Source organism: Vicinamibacterales bacterium (assembly GCA_036504215.1).
Classification (GTDB): Bacteria; Acidobacteriota; Vicinamibacteria; order Vicinamibacterales; family Fen-181; genus FEN-299.
On record DASXVO010000007.1, the window covers coordinates 95,748 to 110,598 of the forward strand.

Annotated in this window: 14 protein-coding genes; 8 read left to right on the forward strand and 6 right to left on the reverse strand. The window is 66.6% G+C overall.

Annotated features, from left to right (window positions below; translation table 11 throughout):
* Nucleotides 1-37 precede the first annotated feature (37 nt).
* Nucleotides 38-910, reverse strand: coding sequence for a hypothetical protein (locus tag VGK32_02400; GenBank protein HEY3380586.1), 873 nt, complete (start codon nt 908-910; stop codon nt 38-40).
* Nucleotides 898-1,209, reverse strand: coding sequence for a hypothetical protein (locus VGK32_02405; GenBank protein ID HEY3380587.1), 312 nt, complete (start codon nt 1,207-1,209; stop codon nt 898-900). Before VGK32_02405 ends, VGK32_02400 begins: the two co-directional genes overlap by 13 nt.
* A 354-nt stretch (nt 1,210-1,563) precedes the next feature.
* Between VGK32_02405 and VGK32_02410 the strand changes: the two genes are divergently transcribed.
* Both VGK32_02410 and VGK32_02415 read left to right on the forward strand, forming a co-directional pair.
* The gene (locus tag VGK32_02410; GenBank protein HEY3380588.1) at nt 1,564-2,223 is read left to right on the forward strand and encodes a hypothetical protein; all 660 of its coding nucleotides are present in this window, start codon (nt 1,564-1,566) and stop codon (nt 2,221-2,223) included.
* Nucleotides 2,224-2,243: 20 nt separating this feature from the next.
* Nucleotides 2,244-3,032 (forward strand): FkbM family methyltransferase, encoded by a 789-nt coding sequence (locus tag VGK32_02415; protein HEY3380589.1) that lies wholly within the window; start codon nt 2,244-2,246, stop codon nt 3,030-3,032.
* 6 nt (nt 3,033-3,038) lie between these two features.
* Here the strand turns inward: VGK32_02415 and VGK32_02420 are convergent, their stop codons facing one another.
* Nucleotides 3,039-3,647 carry a GWxTD domain-containing protein gene (locus VGK32_02420; GenBank protein HEY3380590.1) on the reverse strand — a complete coding sequence of 203 codons (609 nt, stop codon included), beginning with the start codon at nt 3,645-3,647 and terminating at the stop codon, nt 3,039-3,041.
* Between the two features lie 174 nt (nt 3,648-3,821).
* Between VGK32_02420 and VGK32_02425 the strand changes: the two genes are divergently transcribed.
* Nucleotides 3,822-4,229, forward strand: a complete 408-nt coding sequence (locus VGK32_02425) for a cytochrome c3 family protein (GenBank protein HEY3380591.1) — start codon at nt 3,822-3,824, stop codon at nt 4,227-4,229.
* Between the two features lie 68 nt (nt 4,230-4,297).
* Here the strand turns inward: VGK32_02425 and VGK32_02430 are convergent, their stop codons facing one another.
* On the reverse strand, nt 4,298-5,362 hold the full coding sequence (locus VGK32_02430; GenBank protein ID HEY3380592.1) for a class I fructose-bisphosphate aldolase: 1,065 nt from the start codon (nt 5,360-5,362) through the stop codon (nt 4,298-4,300).
* Between the two features lie 95 nt (nt 5,363-5,457).
* The gene (locus tag VGK32_02435) at nt 5,458-7,560 is read right to left on the reverse strand and encodes a S9 family peptidase (protein HEY3380593.1); all 2,103 of its coding nucleotides are present in this window, start codon (nt 7,558-7,560) and stop codon (nt 5,458-5,460) included.
* 277 nt (nt 7,561-7,837) lie between these two features.
* Between VGK32_02435 and VGK32_02440 the strand changes: the two genes are divergently transcribed.
* Nucleotides 7,838-8,338, forward strand: a complete 501-nt coding sequence (locus VGK32_02440) for a thiamine pyrophosphate-binding protein (protein HEY3380594.1) — start codon at nt 7,838-7,840, stop codon at nt 8,336-8,338.
* Nucleotides 8,335-8,898, forward strand: coding sequence for a thiamine pyrophosphate-dependent enzyme (locus tag VGK32_02445; protein HEY3380595.1), 564 nt, complete (start codon nt 8,335-8,337; stop codon nt 8,896-8,898). Before VGK32_02440 ends, VGK32_02445 begins: the two co-directional genes overlap by 4 nt.
* A gap of 82 nt (nt 8,899-8,980) precedes the next feature.
* Here VGK32_02445 and VGK32_02450 read toward each other — a convergent pair whose 3' ends face one another.
* A complete protein-coding gene (locus VGK32_02450) occupies nt 8,981-9,859 on the reverse strand; it encodes a hypothetical protein (protein HEY3380596.1) in 879 nt (292 codons plus the stop codon).
* 652 nt (nt 9,860-10,511) lie between these two features.
* Between VGK32_02450 and VGK32_02455 the strand changes: the two genes are divergently transcribed.
* From VGK32_02455 to VGK32_02465, 3 genes are all read left to right on the forward strand, one after another.
* A complete protein-coding gene (locus VGK32_02455; GenBank protein ID HEY3380597.1) occupies nt 10,512-11,144 on the forward strand; it encodes a cytochrome c3 family protein in 633 nt (210 codons plus the stop codon).
* A 90-nt stretch (nt 11,145-11,234) separates the two neighbouring features.
* The gene (locus tag VGK32_02460) at nt 11,235-12,311 is read left to right on the forward strand and encodes a peptidylprolyl isomerase (GenBank protein ID HEY3380598.1); all 1,077 of its coding nucleotides are present in this window, start codon (nt 11,235-11,237) and stop codon (nt 12,309-12,311) included.
* The gene (locus tag VGK32_02465; GenBank protein HEY3380599.1) at nt 12,308-14,782 is read left to right on the forward strand and encodes a hypothetical protein; all 2,475 of its coding nucleotides are present in this window, start codon (nt 12,308-12,310) and stop codon (nt 14,780-14,782) included. The genes VGK32_02460 and VGK32_02465 overlap by 4 nt, the downstream gene beginning before the upstream one ends.
* Nucleotides 14,783-14,851 lie beyond the last annotated feature (69 nt).

A 14,851-nucleotide genomic window follows, 5' to 3' on the forward strand; every position in this document is an offset into this window, starting at 1 on the left:
ACATCCCCGACCGACGGACATCCCCGACTGACGGACGTCACCGACTCGCAGTGCGGCGCAGTCGTTCGGTGACGATGGTGAGCTCCTTGCGGAACAGCGGGTTCTCGGGGAACTCCTGCACGAGGCCCGTGAGCAGTTGCTCCGCGTCGGCGATCTTCTTCTCGCGCAGCGACACGACGACCAGTAGAACGCGTGCGAAAGGGCCGTAGTAGCGGCCGTGGCGCGCCGCCAGCTTCAACTCCTCGATCCCCCGCCGCTTGTTTCCCTCGATCCCGTCGTAGTGCACGAGCCACCTGATGAAGAACGGCAGGTCGCCCACGATGTACTCGAGGGCGCCGAAATTCAGATAGGCGTCGTAGGCCGGCGGAGTCCGAGCGAGCAGTCGGCGGGCGGGTTCGAGGGCGGCGGGCGCCAGCTTGATGCTCCGCCACGTGCGGCGATCGACGAGCGCCGTGTAGTCGGTTTCGACACCCGCGCTCATGCACAGCGCGAGCAGCGCGTCCCCATCGTCGGGGCTGCCGGCGAGCCTCGCCTTGGCCAGCGTCCTGGCGTTGGCGAGGGCCGCGAACAAACGGGTGCGCACGACGGGATCTGGTACGAGGCGCGAGGCTCCGTCGACCATGTTGCTGTTGTTCATGAAGAACCGCGCTTCGAGGATCTTCAGGCGGTCGAGTTCCATGAACAAGTACGTGCCGGCGCGGACGGAGGGGAGCAACGGGTTCTGCGGGTCGGCCTGCGCCGCGGTGTCGAGAATGGAGAGGCTGGCCGTGAAGTCGAAGTTGTACAGCCGCTGGAAGGCCTGATCGACTGGTCCGAGTGCGATCGGTTGGTCGGACGGCCCGACGGGGCCTGGACTCACGATGGCGGCGGCCAGGGCCGCCATCACGACGAGCCGGATCACGACCGCCACCGGGAGTACAACGTCTCGCCCTTGTCCCGGTCGTACACGAGCAGGTACCAGTCGCGATACGTGAGCCCCTGTGCGACTGATCCCGAGAGGAAACCGCAGAGGCCGGGTCCGGCGACGCCGCAGGAGTAAAGGAGTGCCATGATCCCGAGACAGTAGAGCCAGTGGTGGACGTGCAGGTAGTAGCGGCCGACAGGAATCCGGAGCGATCGTTCGAGCCGATCTCCCTCGAACCGTCCCGCGATCGCATTCCAGAACACGACGCCCGCGGCGCCGCCCGCCACGAAGAGCACGAGGGTCATGGGCGCATCAGGAACCGAACCGTTACCAACGCCCCACGACCAAGTACTGTTGCCGAGGGCGACCACGTGGCCCTGCAGAGGCCGGCGAAAATCGGAGTGGGCTGACCGGACAACGCAACCGTCCACCACGCTCCGCGTTCTGCGTCGTCGGTCGAGGATGCTCGTTCGAGCCCCATGCTTAGTATCGGCAGAGTCGACGGGTTGTCAAGCGCGAACTCCTTTCCCACTGCCCCCGGGCCGGGCGACAGCCGGGCCGCGGCTGTTTGACATCCCTCGCGGACCCCGGTAGAGTCACCGCCGGTTCGGCAACCGGATGGCAGGCCGCTGACGAGCGGCGAGCGGGAGGATGACGAGATGACGAGGGCCGCTGGTTTGGTAGCGTTCATCGTGGCGGTTCTCGGGTCCGCCGCAGGCGCCGCGCAGACACCATCGGACGTGAAGGACGGCAGGGTGGCCGTCATCGGCGAGAACCCCGGCATCCGGCTGGTGGTGAAGGACGGCGCTCCGCCTTCGACGAGCGTCAGCTTCTGGCGCGTCTTCCAGAGCCCGGCGGGCCCGGGGCACGTCTGCTTCGTCACGAGCGACATCTCCGGCGATGGGCCGACGCCCGACGACGTTCGCCTGGCGTTCTCGGACAACGAAAAACTGGCTGAGTACGTGGCGACCCAGTTGATGACGGCCTTCGACAAGACGTACAGCGACAAACCGTTCCCGGTCCGCATCGCGAGGTTCGAGCGGAGCGGCGACACGATCACGGCGTGGAAGGAAACGATCAGAGCCGACGGATTTGTCATCGATCTGGTGTGGCGCGATTTCCATCAGCCCTTCGCGATCGAGAGTCGCGCCGGCATTCCGCACAACCCCTATACGATCCTCTCGACGTTCGTCCCGGCACGAACCGCGGAGGTCGTCATCAATGGCAAGCGGGCGGCTGGTGCCGCCACGCCGAGGATGCGCGGCGCCAGACAGAGCAGTAGCGCGTTCCTGGCATTTGCAGAGACCTGGCTCAAGTGAGCCTGCTGGAGGATCGACCGATGGACCGTCGGAGCTTCATCTCGGGCGCGGTGGTTGGGGCGGTCGGCGCGGGGCTCGCGGGGTCCGGAACCGTGCTTGCCGCCCGTCAGTGGGCGTCAGGCAGCCTGCCGTCGGTCGCGGACCCCCAGCCCGCGTCGAAGGCCCGACAGTCGTTCGCGCAGATGGGTGAGGACATCGTCCTGTTCCACTTGCTGCGCGACTGGATGAAGGTCCCGTCCCCACTCTATCTCGACATCGGAGCGGCGGATCCGGTGGAGTCGAGCAATACCTACCTGTTGTACTGCACCGGCGGCCGTGGCGTGCTCGTCGAGCCGAATCCCGACTACGTCGTGAAACTGCGACGCGTGCGGCCCGAGGACATCGTCGTCCAGGCTGGCATCGGCATCACCGATGCGAACGCAGCGGATTACTACGTCATGCGCGGCCAGCCAACGCTCAATACCTTCTCACCGGCACAGGTCGAGATGTACCGAAGAAGCGGGCATCCCGACATCGTCGAGAAGGTGGTCAAGATGCCGCTCATCGCGGTGAACCACGTGATCGCCCAATGTCTCGGCAAGGCGCCGGATCTCCTGTCGATCGACGTCGAAGGGCTGGATCTCGACATCCTCCGCACGCTGGACTTCGTGGCGTTCAAGCCGGGCGCGGTCATCGCGGAGACGATCATGATGGGCGGCGGCGCCGCCGACAACACCGAGATCGGTGTCTTTCTCAAGTCGAAGGGGTACGTCGTGCGCGGCGGATCGCTCTACAACACCATCTTCGCAGATCCCTCGCGGTACCGTTGAGGGTCATCATCTCGCAGCGGGATTCAGGTACGACTCCGCCACCTGCTGCAACAACCGCTGGACCGTGGCGCCGCCCACGGCGTCACATGTCTGCGTGAATCGGAACACGTATCCCTCCGGGGAGGCCGGAAGCTTCGGAGGATTCTTGTAGGTCCACATCTCCGCCAGCCGATCGGGCTCCTCCCGGAAGGCCGCGAGGCGATCGTCGGTCGCGAAGTGACTCTCACTGACGACGTTTTTCACGAAGTCCGGCTTGCCAAGGAGCATGTACGTCCGGCCGCAGTCGTTCCAGGTGGCCCCGCCCTCGACGCGGAATCGCTTGTCGGCACGCAAGAGCCGCTGTTCGAACTCGGGGCGGAACACGTCGGGGCCGCCGCCGGCCGGACCCCGGCGACGCCAGAATTCTCCAAGAAATGCCGGGCGGGCGGGGGTCGGCAGTTTCTTGACGGCCTTCTCTTCTCCTCTTGTCATGAACGGTCGCACGTCCTCGACCCAGCGCCTCCACTCTCGCTCGGCGTCCGCCGCCGATTGCGCCGCCGTGGGCAGGATCGGAGCGGCCACCAGGCAGGCGCAGACGATCAGCGCTCGGCGTATGGCATGTCCTCGGATGATCATGGCGCCATGGTGCGCCGAACGGCGGCAGTGGTCAAAGGGGAAATCGGGGGCTGGGATGTTTCGCGCGGCTTCGTGGGCGGCCCGGCATGGACTGAAGAAGAGTGGGATCCGGAGTGGCCAGGTTGTGTTAAGCTCCCGTTCAAATAGCTTTCAATTCCCTGAGGAGGAGTCTACATGAAGCGAGCGGTCGTAGGGATCGTAGTTGCGATTTCGGTGGCATTTTTGACGGGCGGTATCGCCCAGGCTCAGGAGAAGGCGCCCGGAACGGTCATCCTGAAGGGCAACAAGACGATGGGTGGCGTGAAGTTCGACCACGCCGCGCATGCCAAGAAGGTCGGCGACAAGTGCGAGACGTGCCATCACCCGTCGAAGCCCGAGAAGGCAATGAAGGCCAAGCATGAGGCCTGCCAGGGCTGCCACGCCAGCACGATCGCCGCGCCGATGAAGACCAATGCCAAGGCGGCCTTCCACGACGCGATGGCCAAGAAGGGCACTTGCATCGACTGCCATGCGAAGGAAGTGGCGGCCGGCAAGAAGGCCCCGGCCAAGTGCATCGACTGCCACAAGAAGGAAAACGTCTAGCCTGTCTCGAGGGAGCGGGCCCATACCCGCTCCCTGGTCTCTGGCCCCTGATCTCTGGCCCCAGTCGATCAGGCGACCGCGATACTCTCGTCCAGATACACATCCTGAATCAGGTTGAGGAGCTTGACCCCTTCCGCCATTGGCCGCTGGAAGGCCTTGCGTCCCGAGATCAGGCCCATGCCGCCGGCCCGCTTGTTGATGACCGCGGTCGCGGCCGCATCGCCGAAGTCGTTCTTGCCCGACGCGCCGCCCGAGTTGATCAGCCCCGCGCGACCCATGTAGCAGTTCACGACCTGGTAGCGCGTGAGGTCAATCGGGTGGTCGGTGGTGAGCTGGGTGTAGATCCGCTCGTCCAGCTTGCCGTAGCTCGAGGAGCCGGTGTTCAAGGCCTTGTAGCCCCCGTTGTTCTCGGGGAGCTTCTGCTTGATGATGTCGGCCTGGATCGTCACGCCCAGGTGGTTCGCCTGGCCGGTCAGGTCGGCGCTGACGTGGTAGTCCTTGTCCTTCTTGAACTGAGGATTGCGCAGGTAGCACCAGAGCACCGTCGCCAGCCCCATCTCGTGCGCCAGCGCGAACGCCTGCGCCACCTCGACAATCTGCCGGCCGCTCTCCTCCGAGCCGAAGTAGATCGTCGCACCCACCGCGGCCGCGCCCATCTCGGCGACCTGCTCGACCTCGCCGAACATGATCTGGTCGAACTTGTTCGGATAGGTGAGGAGTTCGTTGTGGTTGATCTTCACGATGAAGGGGATCTTGTGGGCGTACTTGCGGGCCACGCTGCCGAGGACGCCGAAAGTCGAGGCCACCGCGTTGCAGCCGCCCTCGACGGCCAGCTTCACGATGTTCTCGGAGTCGAAGTACACGGGGTTCTTCGCGAAACTCGCACCACCCGAGTGCTCGATGCCCTGGTCGACGGGCAGAATCGAGAAATACCCGGTGCCAGCCAGCCGACCGGTCGAGACCAGGCGCTGCAGGTTGCCGAGCACCCGGTTGTTCCGATTCGACACCGTCCAGATGCGGTCGACGAAATCGGGTCCGGGCAGGTGCAGCAGTTCCTTCGGCACCGTCTTGCAGGTGTGTTCCAGCAGGTACGGGGCCTTGTCGCCCAGCAGATCGACGATCTCTCTGTTCATGGTTGCGGTCCTCGTGCTTGGGGGAGCCGGGCCGCTGCGGCGACCCGGATTTCAGCCAACCAGTGTGACACGCTCCGCAGGCGGCCTCAAGATCCCTACTTCTCGTCGAACGACGGCTTCTCGAGCGCGGGCCTCCCACCGATGTAGCGCGACAGCCAGTTCTGCATCTCCCAGTGCCAGTACACGGCGTTCTGGGGGCCGAGCACCCAATGGTTCTCGTTGGGAAACACGACGAGTCGCGACGGCACGTTCATCGCCTGCAGCACGCCGTAGAGTTCGAGGCCGTTGCCGTATGGCACACGATAATCCATCTCACCGTGAAGGACGAGGGTCGGCGTCTTGAAATTCCGCGCGTAGAACATCGGGTTCTGCTTCTGCATGCCATCCAGGTTGTCCCACGGTCTTCCGCCCATGACCTCCGGGAACCCGTGGGGTGCGTCGGTCGCGTACTGCGCGTAGGAGTCGTTCACCCCCGCATGGTCGATGATGCACTGGAACCGGTTGGTGTGCCCGAGCACCCACGCGGCCATGTACCCGCCGTAGCTCGCACCGGCCGCCGCCATCCGCTTCGAGTCGATGTTCGGCAGCCGCTTCAGCAGGTAGTCGGTCGACTTCATGATGTCCTCGAACGGCATGTCCCCCCACTGGTTCAGGATGCTCTGACTGAACGTCTCGCCGAAGCCCGTCGACCCGTGGCGGTCCACCCAGGTGACGATGTAGCCGGGCGCGGCGAAGACGTGAGTATTCCAGCGGTAGCTCCAGCTGTCGCGGTTCATCGTGTGCGGTCCACCGTGCATCAGTTGCACGAGCGGGTACGACTTGGTCGCGTCGTACGCCGGTGGGTAGACCAGCCAGCCGTGGATCTGCTCGCCGTTGGCGCCGGCGAACCAGTAGCTCTCCACCTTGCCCAGGTCGAGCCCGGCGACGATGGTCTCGTTGAAATGCGTGAGCTGGCGGGCGGCACCGGTTGTCGGGTCGAGGGCGAACAGTTCGTTCGGCCGGCTCGTCGTGTCGTTCAGGAAGACGATGCTCGAGCCCCTGATGTCGAGCGCGGTGGACGTCCCGAGCGTGTAGACGGCCGCCAGGCCGGTTCCGTCCGCGTTCAACTTGAACACCGGCACGACACCCTTCTCTTCTCCCGTCACCCACAAGGTCTTGCCGTCGTCCGAGAACTTCACGCTCTCGAACGCATGGTCCAGGTTCTCGGTGACCGGTGAGTTCTTGCCCGTCGCCAGGTCGTGCCTCCACAGCTTGGGGAATTCTCCGCTGTAGTAGGGCGTGTGAAGCCTGCCGAACAGGAGCGATCGCCCATCCGGTGTGAACACCGGGTTGTCATCGTCGCCACGGTTGTCGGACGTGACGTTCTTCATGGTGCCCGAGCCGTCGGTCGGGACCAGGTAGATGTCGTTGTTCAGGTGTTCGCGGTACGGAGGCAGCGTGGAGTTGATGGCCACGGCGATCATCTTGCCGTCCGGCGCCACGTCGAAGCTGACCGTACCGCTGCTCTGGAACAGCCGGTCGAATCTCGGCGTCAGGTCCTTGAGGTCCTTCGTCGTGACGTTGACGAGAATCAGCCGGTTCGCGAGGTTGTCGGTCAGGTAGTGGTCGAAGTAGCGGTACTGCCGATACTCGGTGACCCGCGCGGTGATCTTCGACGCCTGTCGCCGCTTCATCTCCTTCTTGATCGCGGCGAGATCCGTCTTGTTCAGCGTGCCGGCCAGTTCCGGGATCACCGTCGTCGCAACGATGATGGCCGAGCCGTCGGGGAGCCAGTGCGGTCCCGAGACGCCGGACGGAAGTTCCAGGATTTTCTCGGCCTCGCCACCGTCGACGGCCATCACGTAAAGCGATGCGATCTCGTCGTCGCCGCGCTTCGAGACGAAGGCCAGGCGCCTGCCGTCCGGGCTCCACACTGGCGAGCCGTCGTTGGCGTTCGCCGACGTCAGCCGACGTGGCGGGCCGCCGGCGAGATCCACCAGCCAGAGATTGGTCGTGCTCCTGCTCTTCTCGAGCGACCATTCCTGCACCGTGAACACGACGGTCCTTCCGTCCGGGGAGACGGAGGGTGCGCCGAGCCGCTTCATGGACCAGAGATCCTGGGGCGTGATGGGCCGCCGGTCGGCGGCTGCAGCAACCGAGACAAACGTGGCGGCCAACGCGGCCGCAGCGAGAGACGAGAGCAGTCGTTGGCGTGTCATGGTCAGGAATCTTCCCGCCTGTGGCGACCGAAGTCAACGAGTCAGAACCAGGCGTTGGCGTTCGCTGGAAATTCACCGCGCCGTGCTATATGCTGGCGCCTCTCCCCGGCGCGGCGCGTGTCATGTTCACGACACCGATTCCCAGGACCTTCGGTGGAGGCACCGGTGAAGTCCCACGACCGTCCCACGGCAAGACTGGCTGAAGCAGCTGGCTTCCACGCCGCCTGGGCCAGCGGGTTCGAGATCTGCGCGAGCCACGGTGTGCGGGAGCACGCCGGTGAGTGACTCCGGAATGTCGGCATGGTTCCTCGAACTGCTCCTCGATCATGGGTACGACTTCTTCACCGGGGTGCCCTGCTCGCTGCTGAAAGGGCTCATCAGCCGTCTCGAGGCCGACCCTGGCCTCGGCTACGTCAGCGCTGTGCGGGAGGATTCGGCGATCGGGCTAGCCGTCGGCGCCTGGCTGGGCGGGCGACAGCCGGTCGTCCTCATGCAGAACAGCGGTCTTGCCGTCTGCACCAATGCCCTCACCTCGCTCAGCCAGATCTACGACGTACCGGCGCTGCTCGTGGTCAGTTGGCGCGGTCGCGGCGGGAAGGACGCGCCCGAGCATTTGGTCATGGGGCGGATCATGGAGGACTACCTCGCGCTGCTCGAGCTGCCCTACGAGCTCGTCGATCCGGCGCGCCTCGACGAACAGGTGACGTCGATTGCCGGCACCATGCGGCGCACGTCACGGCCGGTCGCGCTCGTCGTGCCGGAGGGAGTGTTCGAGTGACACGCGCCGAAGCCGTGCAGATCGTCCGGGCGGCGACGCCGCTGGAGACGCTGATCGTTGCGTGCAACGGCATGCTCGGACGCGAGCTGCACTCGGCCGGCGATCGCCCCCCCCACTTCTACATGATTGGATCGATGGGGCTCGCCTCGTCGATTGGGCTCGGTCTGGCGTTGTCCCGGCCCGCGCGCGCGGTTGTCGTACTCGACGGTGACGGCAACGTGCTGATGAACATGGGGACGCTGGCAAGTATCGGCGTGGCCGCGCCCTCGAACTTCCATCACATCGTGCTCGACAACGGGATGTACGCCTCGACAGGTGGCCAGCGGACCATCAGCGATCGCGTGCGCCTCGAGCAGATCGCCTTGGCCGCCGGCTACCGGGCCGTCCGTCGCGTCAGCGAACGCGCGGATCTCGAGAGCGCCATCCCGTCAGTCCTCGCGCAGGCCGGCCCGTCGATGCTGCTCGTCGAGGTCGCGCCCGGCAACGTCAAGGGCATCGGCCGAGTGTCGCTCGATCCGCCTGCCATCGCCCGCCGTTTCCGGGAGGCCGCCCTGCGATGACCGTGCAACCGATCCGGCTGAGCCCGGGCCCGTGAGCGTGAGCGACCGCTTCGGGCGGCCGCTCATCGCGGCGGCACGGGTCCTACGGCTCGACGCCGAAGCGCCGCACCAACTGCTCGACCTCGTGGCGCAGGAACGGGAGCGACGGCAGCACGAACAGCAGATCCTGCATCCGCGACGGATCGTAGTCGGTCTCGATGACCTCGCCGGTGACGAACGGCCGCCGCTCGACGTCGGGAGAGAACAGCGAGTTGGGGATCTCGCCGATTGACGAGAGGATGCCCGCGCCGAACACCTTCGCCTCGCCACCTTCCTGGATCAGGCCGAACTCGATCGAAAACCAGCTGAGGCGCTTGAGTGCGAGCACCTGGTCACCGCTCGCCACGGTGACCGCGGCGCGGCCGATGAGCGTCAGCAGCGATGCGTAGTCGGGGTTCAGCAGCGGCGGCACGTGGCCGAGACAGTCGTGGATCATGTCCGGCTCGGGCGTGAACTCGGGCTTCGAGCCGTGGCGAATGAACTGCGTGGACGGAAAGCCACGCTCGGCGATGTACGAGTAGAACGTCCGGTAGGGGATGGGCCCTTCCGCCGGCACGATGTGCATGCCGCTCTCCGACTGCAGGTGATCGCCCAGGTGTCGGAGCTGCGGAATCTCGCGCTCGCTGATCCCCAACTCGCGTTTGGCCCTGAGGTAGATGGCGCTCGCGTGCCGGACGTGCAGTTCATCGAGCCTCGGCGTGACCTCGCGCCAAATGCGTCGTTCCTCGTCGGTGTAGTCGATGAGGGGTGGCGGACGATGCTGCAGGCGGTGGGCGCGACACACCGCGAAGAGATCGCGGCGTCGGCGGATGTAGTCCTCGTCGCCCAGGCCGGGATGGCCGGGTTCGAGCTCGAGGACGTCGATGTCCGGGGGATTCGCGTACACGTCGGTGCTCGCCGAGTCGAGGCTTGGCTGCTCCATGTCGCTCTCCGGGCTCTGTGATGATCGACCCGCTTCCAGACTACCGCAGACAGACCGGGCGGGGCCAGAGCAACCGGCGGGCGGGGCGCGCGCGGCCGTTCATCGGTGATGAGCGGTGCCGCCGCGTTCCGCCGACCACCTGGCTGAGAACGGTTCACTACTCGCAGTAGCGATTCGCGACGAGGCCGGCGCCGACGCGACGCTCGTGAGCGCTGGGGCGAGTGCCGGATACCTGGCACTTCAGCCGCCCGCTCGAATCTCAGCCGGGTTCTCTTCTGCCCTCCGGAGCCGCCCGCGATTTCGTTCGCGTCAGCCTGCGCACACTTTCGTGAGTGTTCGTCGGCGGGGGAGCTCCGTGACCAGTTCTCGTGGCTCCGGAATTCCGTCACCGCAAGTCCTTTTCCGCCACCAGATTGCGGTGCCTCCGATCTGGACCTCCTGCCCCCAAGCTGGGTGGTACTCACTTTGTAGGCTACGGGAATCGGGAACCCCAAGTCCCGTTCGAGAAGCCGCGTCAGGGTTGCACGCGACGCGACCGCGTGCGCACACGTTGGTGTTCGGGCCCCCTTCGCGCTGGCTGCCGGTTGCACGGCGGTCCTTCATCTGATCTCGCCGGAGCCTGCGGCCGGCAACGAAGCGGAGCACTCAACACATGAAACGATGGGCAGCACTCGTCGCAACCGTGGCAGCCGCCACGCTGTCGGTCCCTGTCTCTGCACAGAAGAGCGCCATGCTGGGCGGACTGCACGATGTCCGCGTGGCGGGCAACACCGGCAACCTGTGCGCCGGCTGTCATACGCCGCACTCTGCCAACGTCGCGTACAAAGCGGTGCTCTGGAACCGGAGTTACGTGCCGACAGCGGCCAGCTTCACGTCCTACGACATCAACACGAACCCCGACTTCAAGGGAGGCTCGGTGAGCCTGGGTGCCAGCTCGGCGCTCAGCCTGCTGTGCATGAGCTGCCACGATGGCACGACGGCGGTGAGCGCCGTCATCAGGACGCCGAGCGGGACCACGCTGAAGCCGACAACCGTGGCGAGTACGCTCGGCAGCGATCTCTCCAACGACCACCCGGTCGGCTTCAGCTATGACGCATCGATCACGGGGCAGGGCACGCCCGCCAAGCTGGTGCAGACGCCCGACGCCACCAAGGTCAAGCTCTTCGGAACCGCTGGCGCACGCCGCGTGGAATGCGGGAGTTGTCACGACGCGCACACGAACGCAGCAGGCTTCCTCCGCTCTCCAAACACCAACAGCGCGCTCTGCCTGGCCTGCCATCTCTAGCATCGGCGTCGCGCCGCTCCCGGCCGCGTCCAGGGAACGGCGCGACTCGCATCCACTTTCATCGCGGCTCGAGGAGACAGGGTTCATCGCATGACCCACCATCGCACTACCGTCGGCGCCGGCTTGCTCGTCGCGCTCGTGGGAGCAATCGGATTCGCCACCTCCGTGGCGTGGCGGTCCGGGCCAACCCGTCGCGAGCCGGCATCCACCGTGGCGCTCGTCGAGGGCCAGGCAATCACGGCGGACGATCTCGACCTGCGTCTGTCCGAGATTCTGCCGATGGCGTCTTACCACGGTCGCATCGAGCCCGCCCGTCTTGTCTCCCTGAAGCGCGCTGCGCTCGACGAACTGGTTCTCGACGAACTCATCTACCGCGAGGCGGTTGCCCATGGTCAGCACCCGGCGTCGGATGCAGTGGACACCGAGGTTTCTGCCGCCAGGGCGCGCTTCGACAGCGTCGACGAATTCGCCGCGGCCCTCCGAGAGAACGGACTCGACGAGGCCGGGTTCAGGGCACGCGCGGGTCGCTCAATCCTCGTGCGCGCCGCCCGCGCCGCCCACGCGCGACTCGAGGTGTCCGCGGCGGATATCGCCGCCTACTACCGTGACAATGGTGCGAAGTTCCAACGGCCCGACCAGGTGCACTTGCTGGAGATCCTCTTCCGCGTCGATCCTGCCGACCCGACTTCGCGCGGGCCCGCCGAGAGGAAGGCGCGGGTGGTTCTTGCGCGCCTGCGCCAGGGCGAGAGCTTCGCCGTGTTGGCGCGCGACCTCTCGGAGGACGAGTACCGGGTGAAAGACGGGGACATGGGGCTCGTGCATCGCGGCCGGCTCGATCGGGAATTCGAAGATGCGGTCTTCACCGCCCCCCTCAGGCAACCCGCGCTCGCACGGTCGCTCTACGGGGTCCAGGTGTTCGAGGTGGTCGAGCGTCAGCCGGCAGCACAGCTCACGCTCGACGAGGCGTGGCCGGACATCGGCGTGCGCCTGACGCGGCAGCGCCGCAGCGAAGACCTTCGCGCGTGGAAGGCGCATCTGCTCGCCGGTTCGCACGTCGAGATTCGCGACGCGGCACTTCGCGGGGCTCAGCCGGCAGAGTTGGCGATGGACAGTGCGGCGCTCGGGCCTGGTCGCGGCCGCTGGGGCGCGACTGCGGGTCGTCGATGAGCCATCGGGACTCGTTCGTGGCCGATACGTCCCGCGCCGCCCGGCCGGCCGGCGGCCTGAATGCCGCGGACGTGTTCGTCCGCCGGCATGCGTGGCCGATTGCCGCGGTGCTCGTTCTGGCGCTCTCGAGCGACGGCGCCACCGCCTGGGCCAGCGAAGCCGCGCACGTTGGCAGCCGTCCCGCGCCAGTGCTCGAGCGACGTGACGCGCACGCGCAGGTTCTGATCGTCCTTGCGCCCGGGACACCGATCCAGGTCTTCGACCGGGAGCAGGACTGGTGCTGGGTCGTGGTGGCGACCGATAGGTCGGGAGGGACCACGCGTTCGGGATGGATTCGGCAGGCGTGGCTGGTCTCTGGCGCGTCGGTTCCCGCGCCGCCCGCGGAACGGCGGGCGCACACGGAACTCACCGTTCGTCTCGGTCCCGTCACAGTAGGGAACCAGGCACCTTCCTCAATCGAGGTCAACGGCCCGGCGCGGAGGACGAGCGGGCCTTCGGCGGCCGGCGCCCCTCGAGAATTCGTCGAGACGCCCGGCCCCTCGGTCGCTGTGGGGGGGGGCGTTGGCGCGGAACCCCGCACGGCAATCCGCGGCGGTTCATCGGGCACTCCACCCGTGCCCGTGGGCAGCCAGCCCGAGCGTGGCTCCGCGCTGGGCACGTGGTTTCAGCCGCGATCGCTCCGCGGCTCCGTCGGGTTCGGCTACCAGTCCGCGAACGTGGACCAGGCGTCCGGACACCTGGATGAGCGGCTGTTGAACGGCATCGGCACCGTCGCCTCGTCGTTCGCAGTGCTGGACCCCGGCATCCTCACCGTCGACCTGTCCGGCGAGTTTCAGCTGGGTCGGACGACGAGCAGGTCCTCGACGAACGCCTTTCAGGACCGCACGGGTCTCAACAGCTATCGCGTCGAGTTCGGCGTGCTCTCCGTTCGGGCAGCCCCGCTGCGCATCTACACCGACCGCGTGTCGTCGAGGAGCGATCTGCGGTCGGCCGGGGATTCGCTGGATCCGCTCCGGCGCACGCAGGGCGTCCGCACCGCCACAGGGTTCACGTGGGACGTCAACGCGCCACGCCTCCCGCGACTTCAATTGTCCGCGTCGACGGGCGAGCAGCGCGACGAGCGCAATTACCTGTTCGGATACGGCTCGACGAGCCGGGAACAGCGCGCCGAGATTCGGGCGACGGACGATCGCGGTGCCGGACGATTCGACGTGGACTTCACCCACTCCTCGGTCGCCTACGATGTGCCCGATGCCGGCATGCGCAGCGCGACTGGCACCGACCTCCTGCTCGCCAGCGGCCGTGTGATGCCAGGGCCGCGCCTGTCGATGGACCTGCGGGCTCGCGCCTCACGCTTCCGGTTGAGCGCGGGGTCCCAGGGCAGCACGGTCACGGGCCTTGGCGGTGAAGGCAGTGTCCGCTACCAGTTGGCGAAGAACCTCTCCGCGTCGGGTCGCTACGCGGTATCGACCAACGCGTTCGAGGCCGTCCTCTCCGGCCAATTGGGCGCCGGCCAGGTCGGCGTCACCGCTGTCACGGGTCCCTCGCAGTTGACGACCCGCACGGCCTTCCGGGACGGTGAAGCCCGCGTGGAGTATTCGACTCGGCCCTTCACGGCCGCCGCCATTCTGAAGACCGTGTCGTTCGGTGTGCCCGGCGACCAGCCGGCCACCCTGACGGCATTGACGACGGTGGGCGGTCTCGTGCACGCGGAGCGGACGGTGAACGGCCTCACCGTGTCGGCAGGGGGGGACGCGTCTGTCGGCAGGGCGCAGTCGAATCGCAGTGCCGTGCAGCCGTACCGCGACGGGGGCATCCAGTTCAGCGTGTCGGGCCACGCCGGGAAGCTCATGCGATTCGGTACCGACGGCAGCCTTCGGCGTGTCGCCCGCCTCGACTTCTTCCCGGTCAGCCTCGAATCCCGATCTGTCACCGCCCGCCTCGAGATGACCCGTCCGCGCTGGGCGACCGTCCGTGTCGCCGTGACGCAGTACGACACGCTGCGCGATATCGTGTTCTCCGACAGTCGCGACCGGCACGCCGGCTACACGGTCGGCGTGGACTCGCCGTGGTACAACCTCGCGGTGGACATGGGCCAGACCGACACGAACTCGTTGCTCCTGGCTCCATCGGTGCTCGGCAACCGCCCCGACGTTGCCGTGCTGATCGCGTCGCGGCCCGATCTGTTCGGAAGCCTGCTGGCCGCAAGCGACCGGTCCCGTGTCTTCAGCCTCCAGGTCAGGCCGTTCGGCGGCCTGACCATCCAGGCCCGTGTTCGCCGGCAGGACCAACGCTACCCGGGCCTGTTCGGGTTCCAGATTCGCGGCGAACAGGTGTGGGCGACCTACCAGGTGCGGGACGTGCAACTCGAGGTTGGGCTGGAGTCGTTCGACTCGGTGACCTCGTTCGGCCGCGTCCGCGACCGCCGCCTGTTCGTGAAGGTCCGCCGCGACCTGGTGTTCTTCCGATGAACGGAGACGCTGTGACTCCTCGACCGTCCGGGCGACGCCGTTTGGCCCTGGCCTGCGGGACGAGCCTCG